Raw genomic sequence first — 26,664 nt, forward strand, 5'->3', positions numbered from 1 at the left:
TGACATTAACACCAAAGACGCCTCGCTTGCGCGTTCTGGAATAAGGCTAGACTTCGGGGGGAGGCTAGCCTTTTTTATGTCTGTTATTTGGTACTCTTTCCTACCTGTCCCATAAACTTCATCGATCCTTTTGTTTTTTTCTTGGCGTTTTTTTCTTAAAATGCGCGCAGTATTCTTTCTAGAGATCAACCATGAACAAAAGTGTCTTAACTAACGTTATTGCGTTAGCACTGCTTGCTGGCGGCTATGCGACAGCAAACCAATACTTGCTTTATGCAGGCCTATTCGCCTTTTCTGGTGCCATCACCAACTGGCTTGCGATTCACATGTTGTTCGAAAAAGTACCCGGTCTATACGGTTCTGGCGTTATTCCAGCTCGTTTTGAAGAGTTCAAGGCGGCTATTAAACAACTGATGATGGAACAATTCTTTACCGAAGGTAATATCGACCGCTTCCTAAGCAGCGAGATGAGCGGTAAATCGCTCAACCTAGAACCCGTGATTAAGAAGATCGACTTTAACCCTGCATTCGATTCACTGGTGCATGTTATCGAGAACTCACAGTTTGGTGGCATGTTGGCAATGGTTGGCGGCACAGAAGCACTGCAGCCGATGAAAGCGCCATTTGTAGAGAAGATGCAAGAGTCTGTGATTGAAATCAGCAAGAGTGATTCGGTAAAAAATGCCATCAAGGATGAACTTGAATCGCCTGCAATGATGGATGAAATCAAAGAGAACATTGAAGCGATCATCGATCAGCGCTTGAATGAACTGACACCAAAGCTGGTTAAAGAGATGGTTCAAGCCATGATCAAGAAACACCTTGGCTGGTTGGTCGTTTGGGGCGGAGTATTCGGTGGTGTGATTGGCTTAATTTCTGCGGCAATTACGCTATAAGCAGTTTATCTGTTCTCGCTTTATTTGCTCTAACTTAATCTGATGCCCTCATCTGACGCTCAACAAAAAATGGAAGCTTATCGGCTTCCATTTTTTATATCTAAATAACCTTGGTAAGGCGAAAGCAGGCCACTATTTTAGGGTGGCCAACAACTCAGGGTTAACACCAAAGCCCTTCTTATGCTCTTCAATCACCACTTCGCTGCGAGTCTGAATCACGCCTGGCAGTGTACCCAGCTTGGTTGCCATAAACGCTTGGTATGCCTTCATGTCTTTCACTCGAACCTTGATCATGGTGTCAAAATCACCCGACAGCGAATAACACTCTTCCACTTCAGGCATCATTTCAACCGCTTGGGCGAATTTATCGAAAATCGAGAAGCTGGTCTGGTCGAGACGAATATGGATAAAGACCTGGACATCGAGTCCCAGCTTTTCTGAACAGAGTTCGGCATGGTAGCCCGTTATGTAGCCTTCTTTCTCCAATCGCTTCAACCTATCAGAACAAGGGGACGTCGTTAGGTTGACCTGCTTTGCCAACTCAACAACAGGCAAACGCCCTTTCATATGCAGAATTCTTAGTATCTCTTTATCGATACGATCGAGTTGATGCTGAGACATAACATTCCTTAAACATTCTAAATTCCGCTCAGTATATTCCATACCACGAACAATCGAAGAAAACCTCGCTCACACATTTAAAAAACTAAATACGCCATTAGTATTCACATCAAATATAAATCAATATGGAACGATAAGACCCCTTATAAATCAATCTTTGACTATTAACAAATTATTATAGAAATGACCCGAATAACAAATAAGTTGAGCCAGAAACGAAAGAAAGGATATAGGCCAAAGTGAATAATGGGATTATCAAAGAGAAAGGATAACTCTATTATGAAGACACAAGAACTCGCGTACAAACCATACGGTATTGGCTCATGGACACACGTAACAGTATCAAAAGATGTTGCTGAAGCACTCGCAAGTGAATACTCGAACTATGGATGGGAAGTGAAGATTGATGGCAACGCCATTGATACAAAACTTGCACTCAAAGCGGCATAGAAAACGAAAAAAACCTCCATTAAGGAGGTTTTTTATCTAGGTTGGTAAGCACTTACTATAAGTTAAGCCATTCCAACTTGGGGAACTGTACTTCCTGTTTCACAACGACAATTACACGTTCGACAGAAGTGCTGAGTTTCCATATCGTAATACAGGTTTCCACTAAATAGCTTTGACGTCCATTGCATCATACGGCCAGAGGTTGTCTCGGGCTCAGATTCACAACGTTTCATTATAGACTTATGTAGTGTTGTTTTTTTACATCCTTTGCAATAGAGATCAGGCATACCTTTGTCCTATAGGTCTTTAGTGGTTACTGACAATTGACACATCATGTCGAATTTGGTTGCACTATTCACCGAGCTAATCACAAAAGTGAGCGCCAAGTTCAAAAAATAGCCATTTTTCTCTTTCGTTTTTTGACATCAAACGCCATCAAGATCCTTCTTCTTCCATTTATCCTCCCTCGTTCATGCGGTTTCGATTTACATTGTAAAACCCCATAACGACAGTACTTCCCCCGTCTTAGTCATCAAATTGATCGATAAAAAAACGGCACTTCCTCTACGAAAGTACCGCTTAAGCAAACCATGTTTGGTTAAATTTAGCTCACATTTTAAAAGCCAAATTTACCATTGTCATTTTTCCACTCTGAACGAGCAGGAATGGTTTCGATGGTATCCCAGTGCTCTACGATTTTTCCGTTATCAACACGGAATAGATCATAAAAAGCAACGTGATTATTCATGAACTGGCCTTCACTAATCGACAACACAAAGTTACCTTGGCCTAAAATCTTATGGTTGGCGGTATAAACCATTGGCATACCCGCTTCTGCTAGCGCACCCAAAGCTTCACCCAAACCGCTTAGACCATCGGCTACTCCTGGGTTGTGCTGTAAGTAAGCACTGTCTTCATTATCGATATAGTTATTCATCTTCGCCATATCACCGCCGATCAGGATGTCTTTAACGAAACCACTGACCAACTGCTTATTTTTGTCTGTTTGATCGAGATCTACGACTTTAGTCGCGCCATCTAATTGAGTTCGTCCACTTGCGTTTGGCTTGGCAATTTCTTGCAGGTTGTCCCAATGCTCAACTATCTGTCCATCTTCAAAGCGGAACACATCAAAGCCGACTTTCGGACCAAAGAAGTTATATTCAGTATGAATGACAACATAGTCGCCATCTTGAAATGAGCGCGTCACTTGTGCTTTCGCAGAGCCTTCAGGCAGCATTTGTAGCACTTCACCAAAGCCCGCTAAGCCATCGCCAACAGCTAGGTTATGTTGAATGTACTTTTCAGGGTTAATGTAGCTCACCGCTTTTGCGTCGCCCGTTTCAATGCTCGAAATAACCGCTACCGCTTTTTCTTGAATAGACAGCTCTTGGGCAGTCGCAATGGTTACGAAAGTAGAAGCGCTAAATACGCTTGCCGCTAGTAATGTAGATTTAGTTATTGTTTTCATTTTTAAAGTCCTCTCGTTGGCTTGGAAACTATATTAATCAACGAGAGAGACTCACGGCAGAGTGGATTTAGGCAGAAAAATGGTAGATATCGAACCTTAGATGATTCGTGTCGACCCATTCACTATTCAGAGAGGGAAGGCTTGGAATATTTCTTTTGAAACTCGCTCGGCGTCATTTGAGTATGATTTTTAAAGTACTTAACAAAATTACTGGCGTCTTCAAAACCAAAATCCGACGCCATTTTTTGAGACGTAATATTGGTTACCACCAGCTGACGCTTCATTTCTAAAACGGTAAAAGAATCGATGATTTGCTTGGCAGTTAACCCCGTTGCGACTTTGCACACTTGGTTCAACGTCTTGTAGGTGGTGTTAATTTGATTGGCGTACCAGTTTGCATCACGCACGCGCAGGTAGTTGTTTTGAAGAAGCTCAAAATAGCGGGCAAACTTAATGTTCTGCTGCAAGCTCAAGGCGTCTTGCTTCACTTCTGGTCGCAGGCGATGAAGAACCAGTGCTAGTGCTGAGAACAGGTACATCACAATCAAGGGATCGGATTCTGACTGTTTCAGTTCCGTCTTAATTTGCTGTATGAGACTTCGCGTCCGATCTTGGTGGGACTCGTCTAGTGACAATAATACCGAGTGCGCCTTGTTCAAATGAGTAGGCGTGTAGTTCGGCAACTTCATGTTAGCGTGAACGCTGTCTAAGAACGCTTGAGTAAACAAAACCGCAGTGCCTTGTGGCTTATTACTAAAATCAAAGGCGTGCACCTGCTCTCTTTGAATGAACAACACGCTCCCTTGGCTAAAAGGGTAATCCTCAAAGTCGACCATGTGCGTGCCAGAGCCTTGCTCGATAAACAAAATCAGGAAGAAGCTGACACGATGGGGCAGTTGAGGGTCATGATAAATATTGCTTTCTGAATAGAGCCGAGACAAGGGCACCAACTCCAGCTCAGCCTGCGCCGTTTTTTCATGGTTAAAGCCAATATTCGGGATTACTTGAGGCACTACTACCTTCCTATTCATTTACTCAACAGCTCTTAGCAAGAGTAATGTATCCCTGTGGGAACTGAAATGCTCCGAGCCTAGAAGTATGACTTAGCCAGCGTCACCAACAAGGTAAACATGCTCAATACACTCAACTTGCCAGACGCAACAAAGGTCGAAAGGTCAAAGCATTGGGGTATAGTCAAAAAAATAGAGCCACCGAAGTGACTCTATTATTTTTAGCTAATGTTCGTTGCTAATTCACATCTGTTTTACAATGTAAATTAGTCTAGCTCAACTAGGTTCTTCTTAAATTCAGCGTGTTGCTTCTTAACTTCGTCTTCTGGTTCGCCAGTAATTAGGCTCACAATAACGATAGAAAGAGTCGATAGGATGATTCCCGGTACGATTTCGTAAACATCGAACCAACCGCCCGTGAACTGTTTCCAAAGAACAATCGTAACACCACCAACCACGATACCCGCTAGAGCGCCGTTACGGTTCATACGAGACCAGTACAGGCTCAACACGATAGCTGGACCAAACGCAGCACCAAAACCTGCCCATGCGTAAGATACAAGGCCAAGAACTGAACTGTCTGGTGTCATCGCTAGAACAAGTGCAATCAGAGAGATTAGGATAACCGCGAAACGGCCTACACGAACAATCTCTTCCGACGTTGCGTCTTTCTTCAGAATTTGCTTGTACAAGTCTTCTGCCATTGCAGATGAAGAAACAAGAAGTTGTGAATCAGCAGTACTCATGATTGCCGCTAGGATTGCAGCAAGTAGGATACCGGCGATTACTGGGTGGAACATTGCGTTAACAAGAAGCATGAAGATCTTCTCGCCATCGTCTAGTTTAGGCGCGCCAGAGTTAGTCACGTAAATTAGACCAACAAGACCCACTAGCATTGCACCAACCATAGACAGTGCAGTCCAGATAACCGCAATGCGGCGTGCTGTCACAAGATCTTTGTTTGAACGAGTTGCTTTAAAACGAGCCAAGATGTGTGGTTGACCGAAGTAACCCAAGCCCCATGCCGCTAGCGAGATGATCGCAATAGCAGACAGTGGTTCACCTTTCGCATCATTCCATAGCGTTAGAAGCTCTGGGTTGATGTTGTGCAGGTCGCTAGATAGCTGACCAAGGCCACCGTTCATTGCTGCGATTGGTACAATCAATAGCGCAGCAGACATTAGCAGGCCTTGAACTAAGTCAGTCCAAGATACCGCAAGGAAGCCACCAAACAGAGTGTACGAAACCACACATACCGTGCCGATGATTACCGCTGTTGTGTAATCTAGGCCGAATACCGTTTCAAACAATTTACCACCGGCTACCAAGCCTGAACTTGTGTAGAAAAGGAAGAATAAAAGGATAAAGAAAGCAGAAATTGTTTGGATCAGCTTAGAATTATCGTTGAAGCGACGAGATAGGAACTCAGGCAGCGTCAGTGATTCAGTCGTAATGCTGTAAGTACGTAGACGTTTTGCACTGATTAACCAGTTTGCCCAAGTACCAACAAGTAGGCCACCAGCAAGCCAAAATGCTTCAAAGCCAGCAGCGTAAGCGTAACCAGGCAGGCCAAGTAGCAACCAACCACTCATGTCTGATGCACCAGCAGAAAGTGCAGCAGGCCATGGGCCTAACGAACGACCACCTAGGAAGTAGTCAGTTGAGTTAGATGTACGTTTGTAAGCAATAACACCGATCGCTAGCATCATAATTAGATACGCAATGAACGTCGTCGTTATTGCAAAACTGTTTTCTATCATTTGATAGTCCTCATTTTGTAGAAAGCCTTCCATGCCTAATTCAATGCAAGACACTCACCGTAAAGGCAAGCGAGTGCATTGAGTTAGGTATTGAGGCTCCAAGGCGCTAGGGGAGAAAACCAAAGATGGGAAAACCCAACAATGGAGAAAACCAAAAGTACTTAGAGCCAATTTTACTGAAGGTTAGTGAGCTTCACTTCCAAGTTCGAGCAAGGTCGCGTTACCGCCCACGGCTGTTATATTTATAGTTCGCGTACGCTCGGTAATGAAGCGCAGCGATAGGTGTGGATCATTGGCAATATTCATTGCGGTCAGATCCGTTTCAGCCACTAAACCGACGATTGCACCGTCACGCTTAGCAAGCTGTAAATTGATAGCTTGTGCCGTTTGTGAATTACCTACGTAACCCGCGCTTCGCACATCGCAAGACAGCAGCTGTTGAGCAGCGTCGTACGAAGCAACCTGCACCAAGTTGGTTGGTAGATTCGCTTGTTTCGCGGCATCTGCAATTAAGGTGTTGAACTGCACGTCATCACTGCACAATTGAACGCTGTTACCTGCCAATAGTGCTGCAGTAATCATCGCTGTTGCAGTTTGCAGTGCGGGCACTTTCTCTTCGCAATCATCAACAATCACCAAAGCCACACCGCGGCCCGCAGCATACAACTCATTGGTTTCGCCCGTAGGACCAGCCATAAGGTGATGCTCAGCAAGCAGTGCTGACGCTTGTTCTAGATGATAAGTCGCCACTGCAGCCAAAGGCGCAGATTGACTTTCGATCTCTGATTTCAATGAAAGTACCTGAGCACTCTTATGATCAAAATCAGTAAGATTCCATTGTTCCCACGCTAACAAAGCATCAGAAAAACCTGTCACTTGATGAACCATAATACTGCTCCTTATGCCTTGTCTTGTGATTGAGAGAAATGAACATCTGTAAAACGGTATAGATAGTGAGGACCACCCGCTTTAGGGCCAGTACCTGACAAACCTTGACCGCCGAATGGTTGAACCCCAACAACGGCGCCCACTTGGTCACGGTTGATGTAGCAGTTACCCACGCGCACGTGTTTTTCGATCCAACGGTAAGTTGTCTCGTTACGGCTGTGAATACCCATGGTCAAGCCAAAACCGGTTTGGTTAATTTGGTCTACCACTTGCGCTAACTCACTCGCCTTGAAGCGAACGATGTGCAGCACAGGGCCAAACTGTTCTTCTTTCAAGCAGCTGATGTCATCAATTTCAAAAGCACTTGGTGGAACAAAATCACCATGTTCACAATCAGCACCTAAAGAAAGTTGAGCCACCTTCTTCTGGGTATTGGTCATGTTTTCTAAGTGAGCCAACAACTTCTGTTTCGCATTTTGGTCGATAACAGGACCAACATCTGTTTTATGAAGATGCGGGATACCTACACTCAGTTCGTCCATTGCACCGTGAATCAATCCAACCACGCGGTCTGCGATGTCTTCCTGAATGTAAAGCACACGCAATGCAGAACAACGCTGGCCTGCTGAAGCAAATGCCGAACGAATCACATCACGAACCACCTGTTCAGGCAGTGCGGTACTGTCGACGATCATTGCGTTCTGACCACCAGTTTCCGCGATAAACGGAACAGGTTTAGCATTGCGACTTGCCAGTGACACGTTGATACGTTGTGCTGTCGGTGTTGAACCCGTAAAGGCAACGCCAGCAATCGCATCATGGCTAGTAAGCGCACTGCCGATTTCAGCACCGCGCCCCGGCAGTAACTGAATCGTGCCAGCAGGGAAACCCGCTTCATTCATCAGTTCCACTGCGCGAGCAGCAATCAAGCTTGTTTGCTCGGCAGGCTTAGCCACAACCGTGTTACCCGCAACCAAAGCTGCTGTAATTTGGCCAAGGAAGATAGCTAGAGGGAAGTTCCAAGGGCTGATACAAACGAACACACCACGACCTTGTCGCGAAGCGATTCGTGTTTGGCCATCAAAGCCTTTTAGTTCGAAACCTTGTAGGTTGTCAGCTTGTTTTGCGTAGTAACGACAGAAGTCGACCGCTTCACGTACTTCATCAACGCTATCGTGAATTGTTTTACCTGCTTCTTGGTGACAAATCGCTACCAATTCAGCTAGGTTGTCTTCCATCAGATCAGCCAGTTTATCAAGTGCCGCCGATTTGGTTTCAACCGAAGTTGCGTTCCAATCAGCAAATGCTGCATCTGCGCCAGTGATCGCTGCGGAAACATGATCAAGGTTAGCGAAAGCCACCTGACCGACATTAATACGACGATCATAAGGTGCAGTCACTTGCTCAACGTTCTGATCAGCCTTGATCATGCTTTCGGCAAGAGATTCACCGTTGATCACAGGACCAGCAGTCCATTGATTATTAAGGAACGCTTTTACTTGCTCTTCAAACTGATGCGCTTCACTTTCGATATCGATGTTCACACCGTAAGAGTTTTTACGCTCTGGGAATACCGCCGGTGGCAATGGAATCTTAGTGTTATGCAGTGTATCGAACGCAAGAAGCATATCGACAGGATGTTGAGTCAGCTCTGCTACAGGGCAACGCGCATCAACTAGACGGTGTACAAACGAGCTGTTTGCGCCGTTTTCTAGCAAGCGACGTACTAGGTATGGCAGTAGATCTTTGTGGCTGCCAACAGGTGCGTAGATACGTACCGACTGTTGGTAAGCTTCCATCGCATGGTTATAAAGAGAATCACCCATGCCGTGTAAGCGTTGAAATTCAAAATCTTTATGGTCGGTCATGACGGCAATAGCTGAAACCGTATGAGCATTGTGGCTCGCAAACTGCGGGAAGATATTGCCACGAACACTTGGGCTCAGTAGGTAACGTGCACATGCAAGGTAAGCTACGTCTGTCGCTTCTTTGCGTGTGTAAACTGGGTAATCAGTAAAGCCAGCTTGCTGTGACCATTTGATTTCGCTGTCCCAGTACGCGCCTTTCACTAAGCGAAGCGGGATTAAATCACCCTGCTCTTTCGCCAAGCGGTTTAGCCATACTAGAACCGGTAGTGCGCGCTTTGAGTAAGCTTGAATAACCAGACCAAATTTACCCCAACCTTTCACAAGATCAGTGCGGTACAGTTTTTCGAATAATTTTAGAGAAAGCTCTAGGCGATCCGCTTCTTCAGCATCAATCGTAATCGCAACATCAAGCTCTACTGCTCGGCGCAATAACTGCTCTAGCGTGTCGCAAAGTTCAGTCAGTACGCGGTCTTCGTTCGCCACTTCATAACGTGGGTGAAGCGCAGAAAGCTTAATAGAAACAGACGGTGCTGGGCTTAATTTTGAAGAAACATAGGTGTCTCGACCTACGGCTTCAATCGCCATTAGGTAATCTTTGAAGTATTTATTTGCGTCTGCAGTAGTCAGTGCCGCTTCACCTAACATGTCGTACGAATAGGTAAAACCTTTGTCACGCATAGACTTACCGTTTTTTTGCGCTTCAGCAATACTGCGGCCAAGAACAAATTGGTGACCCATCACCTTCATCGCTTGGTGCATCGCTTTACGAATCACCGGCTCAGAAAGCTTGTTGACTAAACGGTTAACCGCTTGGCCAGCGCTCTGTTCATTTGATGAAAGTCCAACAACCTTGCCTGTTAACATTAGGCCCCAAGTCGATGCGTTAACAAATACTGAATCAGAGTTCTTTAAGTGAGATTTCCAATCCGCAACGCTTAGTTTGTCGCGAATCAGCGCATCAGCCGTTGCTGAATCAGGAATACGCATCAAGGCTTCCGCCAGACACATCAGCAAGATGCCCTCTTGAGTATCTAAACTGTATTCAAGCAACAGCGCATCGATCATCTGAATTGAAGTTTTATCCGCACGGATAGCTTCGATCAATGATGTCGTTTTGTCTGTGATTTGCTGCTTTTCAGACTCAGAAGGGGTAGCTAGCGGCAGAAGTTGCTCTAGCCATTGGGTTTCATCCACCATATATAATGGTGAGATAAGCGTCCAAAGATCAGCAAGCGACTGCTCATTGAATTCTGGCTTTAACACATCAGTAGCTGTAAACATGCGTTTTCCTTAATCTCACACCCGAAAAGAGTTCGGGATCTCTACAATGGCTGCAGTGTATTTAGAGTATATAAGGATTACTTGTCAAAAACTCCGAGTTTTTTGCTAAAAACTCGCTTTATTAACAAAACAAACACAAGGTCACATATGAAACTTTAAAATAATATGCCGTTTTGTTTTTTTATTTAACAGAAATTTGCTTTTTGTATTGAGATGGTGACATGCCTTGAAGGCGAGAAAAGGTGTGAGTAAAGGAGGATTGACCGGAAAAACCAGCAAGTTCTGCAACCTGTCCAAGGCTTAGATTACCTTGTTCAATAAGGCGTCGAGAGCGATCGATACGCTTTCCTAAAACATATTGGTGAGGGGTAATGCCCATTTGATCTTTAAATAGCATGTGGAATTGGCTTTCGCCCAAGAACACACTGCCTGCAAGCTGCGCGACTGAGATCTTATTAGCCAAGTGTTGTTCGATGTAGCGATCCAACGACTCAAGATCGAAACGCGAATCTTTAATCGAGGTTTCAAATGCCGAGATGTGTCTTTGCATCAATGCAATCACCGTGTCATTACAAGCTCGACTCAACAAAAGATCATCAGGGCTGGCCTGCATCTCTTGCACCAACATATGGATAAGCTTTTGAATTTGCGCATCTAATTGGAAATAGACGTTCGATGATTCTAACTGGTTAATCTTCTCTAGCATCAGAGGGTCATCATCGGTTGGCATAGGCATGTTGAGTACGAGAATATCCGACTGACCAACCACTCCACCGAAAGCATGATCAGAGCGAGCCGTGACTACACAGCCTTGTCCTGGACCGACAAGATTACCTTTACCGCTCACTTCAAATTCCGCCTGACCTTTTAAACCAATGACTACCTGCGAATAATGGTGATCATGACAATCCATATGCGAAGGCAAAGTAATGATCTCCGCAGGGCGAGGGCCAGTAAGGCTTAGCGGGGACAAGTCAAAGTTCGGAAAGGGCAACGGTTTAGGCATAACATCAAAATACTCAGGTCGACATAGTAAGAATAATACTCTGAAATCTGCATAAGATGAATTTGTAAATGATCATGAGAGTCATTTCCTCGCCTTAAACAAAAGATCATTATCGAGATCGTCTTGATCATGCCTCCGGAAAGATGATCAAGTGTGTACAAACTACGGCAGTTGTAAAACCAATCTTTCCGGCAAATTCAAGCGGCTAAAAATAACGATATGCAACGAGTTGAAATTCATATAATAAATAGATGCTTCGTTACCGCTATATACGAAAAAAATTTTCTTATATAGCTCAAATAATCAAGCCTCAACTTGTAAAAAGTGTATCCGAAGTACCGAAACTGGGCTTTTGAGTAGATTGGATGGCAATAAAACGGTATAAAGACGGGTACTGTGTTAATTGCTAATAACTAGTGACTCACAACTAGGAAGTAGACACTTTATTAACGAGCCAATTTCAATCTATAAGTTGCAGGGACCTATGACTAACTTTCGAATTTCAGCGCTTTTACTCGCGCTATCCCCACTTTGGGTATCTGCATCGGTATCAGCTGAAGAACTGAATCAAGTCGATCCCGTTTCAGCTATCGATGCAAAGCTAACAGAGAAAAACTCAGATATTGAGCGTATTTCAGCAACTCAAGTATCGGCGTCTGAAAACCTAAAACAACTACAAAACCAAAACAGTAAGTTGTTACGCGAAGGTGAAGAACTTAAGGCAAAACGTAACAGAGCCAAGTCTGTACTCGACAAACAGTACAGCCGCTTACTGGAAGACCCAGAAACTGATTTGGTTTCTTTCCAGAAAAGCTACCAAGACACTTGGGCTGCCGTTAAAGAGAACCAATCGTCTCAGCTAGATAACCAACAAGCGATGAACGAGAGCGAAATTCACCTTTCTCAAATCAAGCAAAAGCAAGCTCGCCTGAATAATGAGTTGGCTAACTTGAGAGAGTCAAAAGTTGAAGCTCGTGTTAAACGTATTGCAACAGAACTTCGTGAAAGTGCTGTTCTTGAAACCAGCTACACCACGACATGTGCATCAACAATGACACTGGGTGAGTGTACTGCTCAAGGTAAACAACTTACCAATCAAAAAGCGGTACAAACGTTCAAGGCTCAATTACTTGAGCAGCTCACAGAAAGCACTCTGGCTAAGCAAAACTTACAAGGTGTTCAACTGAATATCCATGTTCAAGACAGCCAAGCAATTAAGAGCGGTTTCTCAGGTAACAACGCTTACTTCATGCAAATGCAAGCTCAGCTTCAAGCAAAACCTGAAGCGGTTGCAGCTTGTAACTTATTGAACGTTTCAACACGCTATTGTTTAACCGGCAGTGATGCTGCCGTGGTTAAAAAGCGCGATAAGCAATGGGCTAACGTGATGGTACGTTCTGATCAATATAATGATTCAGTCACTATCAACGGTATTAAGTATGGCAGCACACCTCTTGAGGTTGCATTGCCGAGCGGTCGTCACCAAGTAACCATTTCAAAGCAAGGTTACGAGTCTTACAACCGTACAGTCACCATCAACGGCAGCGATACTATTTGGGTGAAACTTCTTCCTAGCAAAGAAAGTTAATACCCACATAGAGGCTAAGCAATATAAAAGCTAAGCCAAAACAGAAAGCTAAGCCCGAATAAATAGCCGTGCCTATTTCGCAAAGCTGAATGAATACTCGCCATTTTGTTGATAGTTATAAACTGTATGATCGTTATAAACTTGTATGGTCGTTATAACCTTGTTTGATCGTTATAAACAGTAGCTGCAGACAAAATGGCGTTTTCGTTTAGAATATTCGATTAACCTAAATTACGATTGAAGTAGCCCATCATGCGCCAAGGTCTTCCTACTCTACTATTTGCACTTGCTCCCTGCCTAATGACGCCTGCTGTTTTCGCTGAGGCGACACCACCAGCGATCGCGTCTTCTGTCAGCGACGTTGAAAGCTCACTTTTCGAAAAGCATGCCAACTTAACGGCTGTTGAGAAGAAACTAGCTGACAAACAAAATGAAGTCGACAATCAAGCGCAGCAAACGGCACGTCTAGCCAAGTTATCGGCTCAAGCAGAGCTAACACTCGCAAAAGCGAAAGCCAGCCTAGAGCAAGATTACACGCGCATGATTGATGAGCCCAATTTCGATATCTCGCCGGCTCAAAACCGCTTCCAAGGCGCTTGGAAAACAGTAAAAGAAGGCAAGCTTGCGATTTCAGATTCAGAGCAGAAACAGCAAGGCTTGATGATGGAGCTTGAGGCTATCCAAGCCGAGAAAGCAGCGGCAGAAGCTTCAATCGCTAATCTGAACCAAAATAAGCTAAGAGCAAGAGCTGAGCGACTCAGAAACGAGATCACTCAGACGGAAGAGCAAACCGTTAGCTTTACAAACCGTTGCAGCAGCGATATGACACTGGCGCAATGTTCAGACCAAACGATGACCTTGGCACTTCAAAAAGCGGTAAAACAATTCCAGCACAGCCTTGTAGACAACGCGACCGAATCGAAAACAGTGAAAGAGCACCTTGCGTCTGCTTCATTGAATATTCACGTTCTGCAACACAAAGTGAAATCCTCGGGCTTCTCTGAAGATAACCGTTACCGAGCGGTGATTGCGGCGAACCTAGAAACTCGTCCAGATAAGAACACACCTTGTCGTCTGCTTGGTATTCAGTCATCAAACTGTTTCACTCAAAGCGAGCAACAAGCCAACGACCAGCAAAAAGAAGTCGCTTGGGTTAACTTGGTGGTGCGTTCAAATCAATACAACGACAAGGTTTCTATCAACGGCGTGAACTATGGCAGCACACCCGTTGAAGTGATGTTACCAACAGGCCAGCACATGGTCACGATTGAGAAAGAGGGTTACCTTTCTTTCCACCAAGAGCTGAAGATAGCCCGCGATCACAACCTACGAGCTGTATTACAGGCCAAGCAGAACTCATTGAATGTCGGTACCAAGTTTGCAGACCCGATGGGAAACAACATTCAGAGCCCTGAAATGATTGTTGTCGGCTCAGGTCGCTACCTACTGGGTGAAAACAACGCAAAACAAGTGACGATCACACAGCCGTTTGCATTAGCCGCAACACCAACCCGTGTTCAAGACTTTAGAACATTTGTAGACAGCACTGGCTACCAAACAGACGCAGAGCTGATGAACACCTGCGATACGTTCGTAAATGCAGAGATCACAACCGTTTCGGACAATGACTGGCAAAGCCCTGGCTTTAAACAAGCAGATAACTCACCCGTTGTATGTGTCAGCCAAAATGATGCAAAAGCGTATACTCGTTGGTTATCTCAAAATACTGGCTTCACTTACCGTTTACCTACACCACAAGAGTGGGAAGCTGCAGCAAGAGCAGGTCAAGACACCAACTTCTGGTGGGGTAACGAGTTCCGCTCAGGTAAGGCCAACACTGGCTGGGCAGGTACGCCTTGGTCAAACGTTAGCACATCTCCAGTTAAATCATTCCTGCCAACACCAACAGGCTTCTACGACATGGTGGGTAACGTATGGGAATGGACAACCATTCAGAAAGGTTTAGCGAAAGGTGGCGCGTGGAGCTTCTCTCCAGAAGAAGCAAAGGTATTTAACGAACTGTACGTACCGCCTTCAACAGCAGCGAACTATCTAGGGTTCCGAGTAGTACGAGAGCTGTAGGCTTTCAATCACTGACTCAGCACCTCAAATATTTACTCTAAGTTCTCAATTATCACATTGAGCAGCATTTATAGGGGAATTCCCCCCTTATGCATAAGCATTCCTAGGAGTAGATTCGTCGATAGAGTAGTAAGTCACTCTGGGTATCAAATTGATGCCTCAGTTTAATTTACCTGACCCTCGTAAATTAAGCTGAAAATCTTCTACATGTCGACAAGGCATATCTTGTCTTTAGCCAGCCCCTCTTCAGGCTGGCTTTTTTTTGCCTGTTTATCATTCTTTCTGACCACCTATTCCCCGTGATTAAAGCAGTTAGTCAGCAATCTGTTTAACTGTCATTCACCACCCTATTTTTCGAACAGAGTACAAACTCTAATTGCCATTGCAGCGCTATAAGAAACTGATATTATTGCTATACCTCTGCTTACGAGATAAAACCTTGCCAGATCCATTCAACGCCATACATCGTTCTTTATTTGAACAACTACCAGGTTGCTGGGGCTGCAAAGATACTGATTCGGTCTTCGTGTACGCAAACCTTGCCTACAACAAACTGATTGGCTTAAAACCCGATGAGACTTGTACTGGTTTGACCGACTTCGACATGCCCAGTCAAACCATTGAGTGCGCGCAAGATTTCAGAGCTCAAGACAAACATGTGATGGATACACGCAGTACTCTTAAAATCCTCGATATTCACCCTTATCCAGACGGACGCTGGCATGCCCATATTTTTACCAAAACCCCTTGGATTGATGATAATGACAATGTCCAAGGCACTATCTTCTATGGGCAAGAGCTCACTGATACTGCAATCTTAGAGGTCGGTCATTGGGTTTGTCAGGCAACAGGAGCGAAAGGTAATCAAGCATCACTTGCGGGATCAGAGCCGCGTGTGTCTAAGCTGCAAAAGCGGCTGACTTCGCGAGAATCAGAGGTGTTGTTTTTACTGCTTTTCGGCAAGAAGCCTCAATACATTGCGTCTACGTTAGACATTTCAATCAAAACGGTCGAAGGTCATGTCGCGAGATTGAAACAGAAGTTCGATGCGCGCAGCAAAAGCCAATTAATTGAGTATGCATTGGACTCAGGCTTAGGCTCCGTGATCCCAGAAACTCTGCTCAATAAACAGATCTCCGTTGTACTGCACAGTGATAAATGAGTTGAATGACCAACTCGTCGATGAATCTGGGAATGTACAGATAAAAAAATACCGCTGCTTGATGTTTCTAATCACCAAGTCAGCGGTATTTTTGTATGTTCTATTCGGTGTAGACCACTTAAGATCCATAAGCCTAAGGCGCTAGGCGATCAATATCCCAGCTGTTGTCTTGGCGTGAGAACAAGAAACGGTCATGCAAGCGGTGTTCCCCCCCCTGCCAAAACTCAATACTATCCACGCGAACTCGGAAGCCACCCCAGAAAGAAGGCACCGGAATCTCTCCTTTAGCAAACTTCTGTTTAAGCTCTAGATACTTACCTTCTAAAATGCCACGAGCTGAGATACGGCTACTCTGCTTACTTGCAATCGCGGCCAATTGGCTCTCTTTTGGACGTGACGAGAAGTACTTCATGTTTTCCATTGCTGTCAGCTTTTCAGCGGTGCCAGTAATGTGAACTTGTCGCTCAAGTGGATGCCAAGGGAAGTGCAAACTGATTTTGCTGTTGTGCTCAAGCTGATGCGCTTTACGGCTACCTAAGTTGGTGTAAAAAACGAAACCGTCTTTATCAACATTCTTTAGCAAAACAATTCGTTGGAATGGCTGACCATTTTCATCAACCGTGGCAACTGTCATGGCAGTAGGGTCAGTCATCTTAGCTTCGATGGCTTGCTCTAACCATAGATTGAATTGCTCAATAGGGTCTGCGGCTAAGTCTTTACGTCTCAGTCCACCCTTAGCATATTCACGACGAATATCTGTCAGTTCCATTTCGTTGCTCCTTTCAATTTTTTGTGATTTTGCGCTGTAATCCTTTGAAACACAAGTCTAAGCCATGGTTTTGTCTCACAGAAGGTGTTCGGTGTTAACAAGATCTCGGTACTCTATCCATCATATTGATAATCTTTATACAAACCGATTACTCGCTGAGATCCAAGTGACCAAGATACTGCCTAACCTAATGACTCCTTTTGTTTTATTCTCATTATTATTGGGAACGGCAGGACTGACTGCAACCCACTTTATGGCAGTACAATTCCAAGAAAAAATCGTCACTCAGCAACTCAATGAAGCGGCAAACAAAGCCAATCTACAAATCGATTCTGAACTGGATAAATTCAAACAGATCCCGGATTTACTCAGCCATGACCCGCGTCTGCTCTCTTATTTTGACTCATCACCACAAACAGACAAGATTTCCGCTGCGCAGCTCAATCAATTACTGTTTGAATGGTCAAACCAAAGCCAAGCTGACACCATCTATATTCATGACCCGAGCGGTACTGTCGTCGCTTCCAGTAATTACCAAAAGCCTCGCACTTTTGTAGGCGAGAACTTCTCGTTTCGTCCCTACTTTGCTTCAGCCATTCAAGGCAACAATACACAATATGTCGCGCTAGGCGCTCGCTCGAATGTACGCGGTTATTTTTTATCTTCACCACTGTATGTTGAGAATGACATTGTTGGTGTTATCACCGTAAAGGTGAGTTTAGAGAACCTCGAAAACATCCTAACCAGCGACGACTTTGAGATCGTAGTACTCGACTCTAACCAAGTAGTCTTTTTATCAAGCCAAGCTCCATGGCTTTACCATTCATTGTTGCCATTAACTCAGCAACAACAAACGGATATCGCACTTCAACGCCAATACGGTCAAAGCGAAATTTCGATCATCGAAGCCTTTCGTTCTTTCAAATCTAAACAAGAAGTTAGCAGCACCAATCAGCCTAATGATCCTCAACCAAATCAAGTGCAAAAAGAACTCACGGCTAACCAGCTATTCAAGCTTGGTGTTTTTAATCTTTACCCTGCAACGGTCAGCAACAACCAATACCAAGTCGTCGCACTAAAAGAGACCAGAGCTGAGCTTATTAAAGTTTTGCAAATCGATGTCATCTTCGTGGTGATTTACAGCTTGGTGATGCTCATCGCTTGGTCGTGGCGCCAGACTTATCTCGCGAAAGTGGCGTTGACCCGACTCAACCAAAACCTAGAGCAAACCGTTGATAAACGCACTCACTACTTGAAGCAATCCAATCAACAGCTGCAACAAACCCTTTTTCAATACCAAGAGTCGCAGTCGAAGTTGAAACAGACAGAACAAGAGCTAACACAAACCGCAAAATTAGCAGTACTCGGTGAGCTGTCAGCCAGCATAAACCACGAAATCAACCAACCACTTGCAGCGCTGCGAACATACAGTGAGAACAGCTTAAAGCTGCTTGAAATGGAACGGACTGATTTGGTCAAAAGCAATCTCGATAAAATGATTGCTTTGAATACCTCAATTACCGAGATCATCGCGCGTCTTAAAGTCTTCACTCGCAAGGTCACCAAGCAAGAACATCACGTCGCAAACCTGCATCAATCGATCAACAACGCGACCAGTATTCTTAGTGCGCTAATGATCAAACAAGGCATAACACTAAGGCTAAGCACAGTGCCAAACGACATTAACATTGCGATTCACCCTACCGAGCTCGAACAAGTGCTCGTTAACCTGATTCACAACGCGACTCAAGCGCTTCAACAGCAAGTACTTGAACAGAAAGTCTTGCAGGAGCAACAAAACCTGGAGAACGTAGACCAACAGGCTAGTCCACAGATAGGCATCGAATGGCAACTGCATCATGACTCTTGTCAGGTGATCATTTGGGATAACGGAATTGGCATGCAGGACGACAAATTAGAAAAGTTGTTCGACCCGTTTTTTACCACTAAACCGGAAGGCTTAGGGCTAGGGCTCTCAATATCGAAACGGATTATTGAAGCGTATCACGGCACGATCAGCGCGAACCGATTAGAGCCTTCAGGCATGGTATTCTCGCTAAACATCCCGTTATATAACGATAAGGACTGACGTGCCGTTGTTATTGTTGATTAGAAAACGAACGTTACATACTGCTGATCTTACATACTGCTAATCTGACATACAGCAAATCACATACTGTTAAGGACTCGACTTTTGCACTCTATGCCTAAACTCTATTTTGTCGACGATGAACCCGCAATCCGAGACTCCGTAGAACAAGCCATGCTCATTGAAGGCATCGATATCGTCTGCTTTCCTAATGCTATTGAAGCATTAAAGAAAATAGATACCGCGCAAGCTGGAATTGTCATCACCGATATTCACATGCCTGTGATGGATGGCATTCAATTGACACAAAAGTTGCTGAGCCAAAATCCTAATTTTCAGCTCATCGTCCTTACTGGGCATGGTGACGTGCAAACAGCGGTGTCCGCAATGAAAGCCGGCGCTTACGATTTTCTGGAAAAGCCATTTGTGGTCGATGCCCTGCTCACTGCGGTAAAAAAAGCCGCAGATAAACTCGCACTGGTTGAAGAGAACAACTTATTACGTAAAGAGTTGGCGATGCAGAATCAGGTGGGACCAAAACTGATTGGTCAATCGCCATCCATGCAGGCATTACGCCGAGAACTGATTACCTTAGATACCAAAACTCACCCTCTTCTACTGTTTGTCGGCGATCTAGGGACAGGTAAAAGGGTCACGGCGCAGTACACACACGATCTACACAGCCATCAATCCGCAGAACTTTGCCCTGTCGCTGCGTTCAATTTACCACGCAATGACCAAGCTACGTTTGACCAGTTTGTTGTGCAATTATTCAGCAAACATCAGGGCGGAACACTTTATATCCATGAAACAGAAGCATTAACTTCACAACAATGGCGCTGGTTAGCAGCTATAAAACCCACTCTACTTCGTGAAAACTCATGCAATACCAATGCAACTTGTATCATTATCGCAACCACAATAGTTCCAACTACAATTGTAGGTGAGTTCCGCCGATTTGATTTGCTAACCTTGGCGCAACGAACCGAAGATATTGGCTCCTTGTTTAAGCATTTTGCTCGTGGTGCGGCAAGTCGATATCAGCTGCCGCCACCTGTCATTACAGAAAAAGAGATTCAACGACTCATTGCGACTCATTGGACGGAAAACATTCGTCAGCTTCGCCAACATGCCGAACTCAGAGTGCTGACTCAAATTAAGCAGCCGTCGCTCGACGGTGATACTGGTGAGCAAAATGATGCGGATGAACGTGACGTGAGCATTGAGGAGCAGCAACAGTCGTTGAACCAACGCACTGATAGCTTTGAACAAATTATCTTAATTGAGGCGCTACATCGCCATCAAGGGCGTTTAAAAGAAGTGCAACAAGAGCTGCAAGTGTCGCGAAAGACACTGTATGACAAGCTGAGAAAGCACCAATTGGATAAAACAGATTTCAAGAACCGATAAGTCTTAAAAAATATATAAATTCAAAGATTTAAAGGAGCAAAATCTTAACATTTATCAAAAGTAAGAATACACTCAATAGGCTTGCACTTTTATTTAGCAAACAAGGACAGTCATGAGCCAGAAGAATTACAGCAAATTGAACGAAACCGAACTTGAGTACGTCGATGATAAAACAGCGGCACTACTACTCAATACGCCCACCAGTGCGCGTATTATGTTATGGGTGATCGTTCTGTTTTTTATTGCTGCTATTGGGTGGTCCGCTTGGGCTGAGATCGATAAAGTCACCGTTGGCCAAGGCAAGGTCATCCCCTCTTCCCAAATCCAAGTGGTGCAAAACCTTGAGGGCGGCCTCGTAAAAGAGATATTAGTAAGGGAGGGTCAACGCGTTCAAAAAGGTCAACAGCTGCTGTTGATCGATGACACTCGATTCCGTTCTGACTTCCGAGAGCGCGAACAACAAGTGGCAAACTTAACTGCCAGCGTATTAATGCTTTCAGCTTCCTTTAACAGCGTGGTCATCAACGAAGAGTTCTCCGTCGAAAACTGGAAACAAAGTGTGTTACTCGACTACGGCAAACTCGCCTTCCCACCAAAGCTATACGAACTTCAACCTAAACTGGTTAATCGCCAAAAAGCCGAATATCGTCAAGACCTAAACAATTTAAGAAACCAACTTTCCGTTTTTGATCAACAAGTTGAACAGAAGCAACAAGACCTTGTTGAAATAAAATCGCGCGTCAATAACTTAAGACAAAGTTACAAATTTGCCCGCCAAGAATTAGATATAACAAAACCGCTTGCCGATGAAGGCGTTGTGCCAAGAATTGAACTCCTCAAGCTTCAAAGACAAGTGAATGACACTCGCCGAGAAATGACTTCGAGCGAACTCAAAATCCCTCTTCTACGTTCCGCCATCAAAGAAGCGATGCTCAGCCGTATCGATGCTGCATTGAGCTTCCGCTCAGAACAACAAGAAAAACTGAACCAAGCACAAGACAAGCTCTCTGCAATGACCGAATCTTCGGTTGGCCTTGAAGACAGAGTAAACCGTACCATCGTGGTCTCTCCCGTAACGGGCACAGTCAAAACGCTCGGGATTAATACCGTGGGTGGTGTTATTCAGCCGGGTATGGACATTGTTGAGATTGTACCGACTGAAGACTCGCTATTGGTTGAAGCTAAAATCGCTCCGCAAGATATCGCATTCCTACGCCCAGAACTGACCGCCATTGTTAAATTTAGTGCCTATGACTTCACAAAATATGGCGGTTTGGAAGGTGTGTTAGAACACATCAGCGCCGATACCACTCAAGATGAAGAAGGCAATAGCTTCTACATCGTGCGTGTACGTACCGATAAATACAGCTTTGGACACAACGAAGAGTTACCGATCATTCCTGGTATGACAGCCTCTGTCGATATCATCACGGGCAAGAGAACCGTACTTGAGTACATGTTGAAGCCACTATTAAGCGCTCAAAACAACGCATTAAAAGAGTAAGGACGCTTGATGCTTGATAGCGCCTTTCAATACACAGTGAACAGACAAGAGCAGAGGCTATGAAATCTCGGATTTCGTTATTGTTGCTGGTCCTCACCTCTTTTACCTCAGTCGCGCTCAACAAGAGCGACCAAAGGTGGATAGACGCGGTTACTGCAACTTATGGGGAAAGAGCCGGAAAACGAGTGGCAACATGGCGCTCCAATATGACGTCGTACGAAGGGCTAAGTGAAACGGAAAAGCTTGATTCGGTAAACCGGTTCTTCAACCAAATGTACTTTGTCGATGACAACATACTATGGGGAAAGAATGACTACTGGGCGACACCACTGGAGTTTTTAGGCAGCAACGCCGGTGATTGCGAAGACTTCACTATTGCAAAATACTTCTCTTTACTTGAACTCGGCGTCCCAGATAAAAAATTACGATTGGTGTACGTAAAAGCACTTGAGTTAAACCAATTCCATATGGTGTTGGCATACTACTCAACACCCAGTGCAGAACCACTAATTTTGGATAACTTAAACCCTGAAATAAAACGCGGTTCTAAACGCGGAGACCTGCGACCGATATACAGTTTCAATGGTAAAAACCTTTGGTTAATTAAGTCGGCAGCAGGCAGCGGTAAGCTGGCAGGGAAATCTTCAAGATTGAGCTTATGGAACGACCTACGTTCTCGTGAGCGCTCTCTAAATTTAAACAAACCCATTATCAATTACGATGAGTAGGTACAATGACTTTATATAAACAGCTTGTGGTCGGGATGGTTGCGGTATTCATACTGCTGATGACGTCAGTTTTTATGATCGAATTCAATACCACCCGTGGATACTTAGAGGAGCAGCAACGCTCTGAGGTAAGTAATACCATTAATACTGTTGGACTGGCTCTCGCCCCTTACCTAGAAGAAAAGGACAAGGTGGCAGTGGAGTCTGTTATCAACGCCCTATTTGATGGCAGTTCTTATTCCGTCGTGCGATTGATTTTCCTAGACACCGGAGATGACATTCTCCGTTCATACCCTGTAAAGCCAACTGGCGTACCAGAGTGGTTTACTAACCTTAACCTATTTGAGCCTGTTCATGACCGCCGCGTAATTACCAGTGGCTGGATGCAACTGGCAGAAGTCGAGATCGTAAGTCACCCTGGTCCTGCCTACGATCAGCTTTGGCAAGCGTTCATCCGCTTACTGAGCATCTTTGGCACGATCTTCTTGCTCGGTTTAGTGTCTATCTCTTGGATCCTTAAGCGTGCTTTACGCCCGCTCTCGTTGATCATTACTAAGATGGATCAGATCGCGAAGAATCAGTTTGGTGAACCACTGGCTCGTCCAAAGACAAAAGATCTCACCTTGGTTGTCGATGGTATCAACCACATGTCGACCCAAGTTGAACTGGCCTTTAAAAACCAAGCGAAAGAAGCTCAAAAGCTGCGTGAAAGAGCGTATATCGACCCTGTATCTCAGCTAGGCAACCGCGCTTACTACATGTCTCAGTTAACTCAGTGGTTAGAAGAGTCCAGTTTAGGTGGTTTAGCCGTACTAAAAGCCGAATTTATTAGTGAAGAGTACGACGAAAAAGGCTATCAAGAAGGTGATGCCTTGGTTCATCAACTGGCTGAACAGCTGCAAGCTTCAATCTCATCACCAGATATCACCATCGCCCGTATTTCTAGTGACGAATTCGGTTTCATCATGCCAAACATTGATGAAAGCGAACTTAAACTTGTTGCTGGCAGCATCGTAAACTGCATTCAAAACCTAGGTTCAGACCCAACAGGTACGGCGAATCCACACATCGCGCTAGGTGTGACATACAGCAATACGCGAAAAACCAGTACCGAAATCATGTCGTTGGTCGATAACGCGCTCTCAAGTGCGAAGGCGAACCGTGAACTGACTTACGGCTACGTAACGGCAGACGATCATGGTGCTGTGATGGGCAAACAACAATGGCGTATGTTGGTTGAAGAAGCAATCATCAACGACCTTGTCACCTTCCGTCTGCAAGCTGCAAACAATAGCTTTGGCAAAACGTATCACCAAGAAGTGTTCTCTGCGATTGAAAAAGACGGAGTTCGTTACAGTGCAAACCAATATCTATACGCACTAGAACAGTTAGAAATGAGCCACATTCTCGACCAATACGTTATCGAGAAGATGATAGAGAAACTGAATGCGAAAGAAATAACGAGCCCCGTTGCTATCAATATTTCGCCAAGCAGTATTTCTCAGCCAAGCTTTATCCGCTGGATTGGTAAAACTCTTGAACACAATGCCTCAATTGCTCATCTGTTACATTTTGAGATTCCAGAAAATTGTTTCATCAATGTTCCGCACTACACGGCGCTGCTGTGTAACACCATTCGTAACGCTGAGTCCGTATTCGGTGTTGATAACTACGGACGTAATTTCCAATCATTGGATTACATCAACGAGTACCGCCCAAGCTATGTGAAGTTGGATTACTTGTTTACGCACAACCTTGATGATGAAAAACAGAAATTCACCTTAACGTCGATCTCTAGAACCGCTCACAACCTAGGCATAACCACCATTGCGTCTCGAATAGAAACTCAGACTCAGCTAGATATCCTGTCTGATAACTACGTAGAAGTGTTCCAAGGCTTCATTGTTGATAAATAGTTGTAAGGGTTATATCGCATGCAAGATCCACTATTAAACTCACTGATCTACGTTAGTCGGTATTACGGGTTAGCTAACTCGCCCGAAGCGTTGATCAATGGGCTACCACTATCCGATGGAAAGCTAACCCCTTTCCTATTCCCTCGTTCAGCTGAACGAGCGGGATTAGTGGCGAAAGAAAACCGTTCCGAGTTAGAAAGTATTCCTCACCTGATTCTGCCTGCTATTCTACTTCTCAAACAGGGCGAAGCATGTGTTCTAAATAGTATCGATTTAGAAAAACAAGAAGCAGAGATCATCACCGCAGAAAGCGGGATGGTGCCTATCGTCATTCCAGTCGATGAACTCAAAGAACAATTCATCGGCCGCTACTTCTTGGTAAAAAAACAATTCCGTTATGATGAACGTTCACCAGAGGTTCTAAAAACACGCAAAGGTCACTGGTTTTGGAGCACTATTTGGGAATCTAAAAACATCTATCGTGACGTGTTGATAGCATCCATTCTGATCAATATCTTCGCCATTGCCGCGCCAATGTTTACTCGTTTGGTGTACGACAAAGTAGTCCCTAACCTTGCCTTTGAAACCCTGTGGGTGTTGGCGAGTGGTATTTTCGTCGTCTTCCTTTTCGATCTGCTTCTCAAGTTAATGCGCAGTTACTTCATTGATGTCGCGGGGAAAAAATCCGATATCTTAATTTCCTCTAAACTGTTCAGTAAAGTTCTGGGGATTCGCATGGAAGCAAAGCCCGCCTCTGTTGGCGCTTTCGCGAAAAACCTGCAAGAATTTGAATCAATCCGTGAGTTCTTTACCTCAGCAACTATTGGCTCGTTAATCGACTTACCATTCGCGCTGATGTTCTTGGCGTTAATTTGGCTGATGGCCGGAAACCTTGTGTTTGTTCCTGTCGTCGGTGTGGTCATTTTGATTATCTATGCACTGTTAATCCAAGGGCCACTGCGTCGTACGATTGAAGAAGGCTCTCGACTTGCTTCTCAGAAGTACGCGAACTTAATTGAGAGCTTGGCTGGGTTAGAAACCGTTAAGCTATTCAGCGCGCAAAGTCAGTTCCAATTCCGTTGGGAAGAAGCGGTCGCGCACATGGCAAACTGGAATATCAAAAGTCGCCGCATCACCGACAGCATCCAAAACACGGCTGGCTTTGTTCAACAAAGTACCAATGTAGGAATGATCATTTTTGGTGTGTACCTCATCGCAGAAGGTGAACTCACTATGGGTGGCTTGATTGCCGCGACCATGTTGAGCGGCCGTGCAATTGGCCCTCTTGTTCAACTGTCTTTGCTTTCTACACGTTACAACCAAGCGAAGTCATCAATGACTTTAATTGAACAAGTAATGTCGATGCCTGATGAACAGGAAGAAGGTAAGCGCTACATCCACCGTCCGATTATTCAGGGTCATATTGCGCTAGATAAAGTGACGTTCCACTACCCAGACTCGCCTGTCGCTTCTATCAGAGACCTAACTCTTAATATCAAACCCGGTGAAAAAGTCGCGATCATTGGTCGAATTGGTTCAGGCAAGACCACGCTAGAACGTTTGATTATGGGCCTATACAAACCTACAGAAGGCCATGTGCGCATTGATGACACTGACATGGAACAACTGCATCATGTCGATGTACGACGCAATATAGGCTGTGTACCGCAAGACAGTAACCTGTTCTACGGTTCAGTAAGAGACAACATTACCTTAGGTCGACCGTTGGTCGATGACCGTGATGTGATGGACGCAGCCAACCGTGCAGGCGTGACCGCGTTTACTCAGCAAGATCCAGCAGGCTTAGAACGCCAAGTGGGCGAAGGTGGTGCTTTACTATCTGGTGGTCAACGTCAGTCGATTGCCATTGCTAGAGCCTTCTTAGGACGTCCACCCGTGCTTTTGATGGATGAACCGACCAGTGCGATGGATAATCGCTCGGAGATGCACATCAAACATCAACTCAACCAGTTATTGCCAAGCGAGACATTGATTCTTATCACCCACAAAACATCGATGTTGGATATTGTAGATCGAGTGATTGTGATGGAGAGAGGCAGCATTATTGCCGACGGCCCGAAAGCACAAGTTCTGTCAGACTTGAAGCAAGGCAAGGTAAGAGCAGCAAGTTAAAGCGCTCATGTGACTTAAAGAATCTAACTAAA

19 protein-coding genes are annotated in these 26,664 nt (G+C 44.8%); 11 read left to right on the forward strand and 8 right to left on the reverse strand.

Annotation, left to right across the window (positions count from 1 at the left end; all coding sequences use genetic code 11):
* Window positions 1-191 precede the first annotated feature (191 nt).
* Window positions 192-896, forward strand: coding sequence for a DUF445 domain-containing protein (locus AC3CID_RS23300; RefSeq protein ID WP_017078426.1), 705 nt, complete (start codon window positions 192-194; stop codon window positions 894-896).
* A gap of 132 nt (window positions 897-1,028) precedes the next feature.
* Here AC3CID_RS23300 and AC3CID_RS23305 read toward each other — a convergent pair whose 3' ends face one another.
* Window positions 1,029-1,517: an Lrp/AsnC family transcriptional regulator gene (locus AC3CID_RS23305; protein ID WP_004732526.1), complete on the reverse strand. Its 489-nt coding sequence runs from the start codon at window positions 1,515-1,517 to the stop codon at window positions 1,029-1,031.
* Window positions 1,518-1,796: 279 nt separating this feature from the next.
* Here AC3CID_RS23305 and AC3CID_RS23310 point away from each other — a divergent pair, with 279 nt between their 5' ends.
* Window positions 1,797-1,967, forward strand: coding sequence for a hypothetical protein (locus AC3CID_RS23310; protein WP_017078425.1), 171 nt, complete (start codon window positions 1,797-1,799; stop codon window positions 1,965-1,967).
* A gap of 616 nt (window positions 1,968-2,583) precedes the next feature.
* Here the strand turns inward: AC3CID_RS23310 and AC3CID_RS23315 are convergent.
* From AC3CID_RS23315 to AC3CID_RS23340, 6 genes are all read right to left on the reverse strand, one after another.
* Window positions 2,584-3,438 carry a nuclear transport factor 2 family protein gene (locus AC3CID_RS23315; protein ID WP_488527591.1) on the reverse strand — a complete coding sequence of 285 codons (855 nt, stop codon included), beginning with the start codon at window positions 3,436-3,438 and terminating at the stop codon, window positions 2,584-2,586.
* 122 nt (window positions 3,439-3,560) lie between these two features.
* On the reverse strand, window positions 3,561-4,451 hold the full coding sequence (locus AC3CID_RS23320; protein WP_488527592.1) for a helix-turn-helix domain-containing protein: 891 nt from the start codon (window positions 4,449-4,451) through the stop codon (window positions 3,561-3,563).
* A gap of 263 nt (window positions 4,452-4,714) precedes the next feature.
* Window positions 4,715-6,205, reverse strand: a complete 1,491-nt coding sequence (gene putP / locus AC3CID_RS23325) for a sodium/proline symporter PutP (protein ID WP_029203037.1) — start codon at window positions 6,203-6,205, stop codon at window positions 4,715-4,717.
* Window positions 6,206-6,391: 186 nt separating this feature from the next.
* Window positions 6,392-7,096 (reverse strand): 1-pyrroline-5-carboxylate dehydrogenase, encoded by a 705-nt coding sequence (locus AC3CID_RS23330; RefSeq protein WP_488527593.1) that lies wholly within the window; start codon window positions 7,094-7,096, stop codon window positions 6,392-6,394.
* 11 nt (window positions 7,097-7,107) lie between these two features.
* Window positions 7,108-10,245 carry a bifunctional proline dehydrogenase/L-glutamate gamma-semialdehyde dehydrogenase PutA gene (gene putA / locus AC3CID_RS23335; protein WP_488527594.1) on the reverse strand — a complete coding sequence of 1,046 codons (3,138 nt, stop codon included), beginning with the start codon at window positions 10,243-10,245 and terminating at the stop codon, window positions 7,108-7,110.
* Window positions 10,246-10,426: 181 nt separating this feature from the next.
* Window positions 10,427-11,251 carry an AraC family transcriptional regulator gene (locus AC3CID_RS23340; RefSeq protein ID WP_017075637.1) on the reverse strand — a complete coding sequence of 275 codons (825 nt, stop codon included), beginning with the start codon at window positions 11,249-11,251 and terminating at the stop codon, window positions 10,427-10,429.
* Between the two features lie 484 nt (window positions 11,252-11,735).
* Between AC3CID_RS23340 and AC3CID_RS23345 the strand changes: the two genes are divergently transcribed.
* The 3 genes from AC3CID_RS23345 (at window position 11,736) to AC3CID_RS23355 (ending at window position 16,083) form a co-directional block, all read left to right on the forward strand.
* On the forward strand, window positions 11,736-12,839 hold the full coding sequence (locus AC3CID_RS23345; protein ID WP_029225131.1) for a PEGA domain-containing protein: 1,104 nt from the start codon (window positions 11,736-11,738) through the stop codon (window positions 12,837-12,839).
* 252 nt (window positions 12,840-13,091) lie between these two features.
* Window positions 13,092-14,921, forward strand: a complete 1,830-nt coding sequence (locus AC3CID_RS23350; protein ID WP_488527595.1) for an SUMF1/EgtB/PvdO family nonheme iron enzyme — start codon at window positions 13,092-13,094, stop codon at window positions 14,919-14,921.
* A gap of 376 nt (window positions 14,922-15,297) precedes the next feature.
* A complete protein-coding gene (locus tag AC3CID_RS23355) occupies window positions 15,298-16,083 on the forward strand; it encodes a PAS domain-containing protein (RefSeq protein ID WP_488527596.1) in 786 nt (261 codons plus the stop codon).
* A 133-nt stretch (window positions 16,084-16,216) separates the two neighbouring features.
* Here AC3CID_RS23355 and pdxH read toward each other — a convergent pair whose 3' ends face one another.
* Window positions 16,217-16,852: a pyridoxamine 5'-phosphate oxidase gene (gene pdxH, locus AC3CID_RS23360; RefSeq protein WP_004732548.1), complete on the reverse strand. Its 636-nt coding sequence runs from the start codon at window positions 16,850-16,852 to the stop codon at window positions 16,217-16,219.
* A 166-nt stretch (window positions 16,853-17,018) separates the two neighbouring features.
* On the opposite strand from pdxH, the gene AC3CID_RS23365 reads away from it, so the two are divergent.
* From AC3CID_RS23365 to AC3CID_RS23390, 6 genes are all read left to right on the forward strand, one after another.
* Window positions 17,019-18,941: a sensor histidine kinase gene (locus AC3CID_RS23365; protein ID WP_488528009.1), complete on the forward strand. Its 1,923-nt coding sequence runs from the start codon at window positions 17,019-17,021 to the stop codon at window positions 18,939-18,941.
* A gap of 114 nt (window positions 18,942-19,055) precedes the next feature.
* Entirely contained in the window at window positions 19,056-20,351 is a 1,296-nt protein-coding gene (locus AC3CID_RS23370; protein ID WP_488528010.1) for a sigma-54-dependent transcriptional regulator, read from the forward strand.
* A gap of 112 nt (window positions 20,352-20,463) precedes the next feature.
* Window positions 20,464-21,855, forward strand: a complete 1,392-nt coding sequence (locus AC3CID_RS23375; RefSeq protein WP_017082895.1) for an HlyD family type I secretion periplasmic adaptor subunit — start codon at window positions 20,464-20,466, stop codon at window positions 21,853-21,855.
* Window positions 21,856-21,914: 59 nt separating this feature from the next.
* Window positions 21,915-22,583, forward strand: coding sequence for a transglutaminase-like cysteine peptidase (locus AC3CID_RS23380; RefSeq protein WP_017078414.1), 669 nt, complete (start codon window positions 21,915-21,917; stop codon window positions 22,581-22,583).
* A 5-nt stretch (window positions 22,584-22,588) separates the two neighbouring features.
* Window positions 22,589-24,499, forward strand: coding sequence for a bifunctional diguanylate cyclase/phosphodiesterase (locus AC3CID_RS23385; RefSeq protein ID WP_146455219.1), 1,911 nt, complete (start codon window positions 22,589-22,591; stop codon window positions 24,497-24,499).
* Window positions 24,500-24,517: 18 nt separating this feature from the next.
* The gene (locus AC3CID_RS23390; protein WP_017078412.1) at window positions 24,518-26,632 is read left to right on the forward strand and encodes a type I secretion system permease/ATPase; all 2,115 of its coding nucleotides are present in this window, start codon (window positions 24,518-24,520) and stop codon (window positions 26,630-26,632) included.
* Window positions 26,633-26,664: the final 32 nt, after the last annotated feature.

The sequence above is a fragment of the Vibrio sp. QJM3NY_21 genome (genome assembly GCF_057785975.1).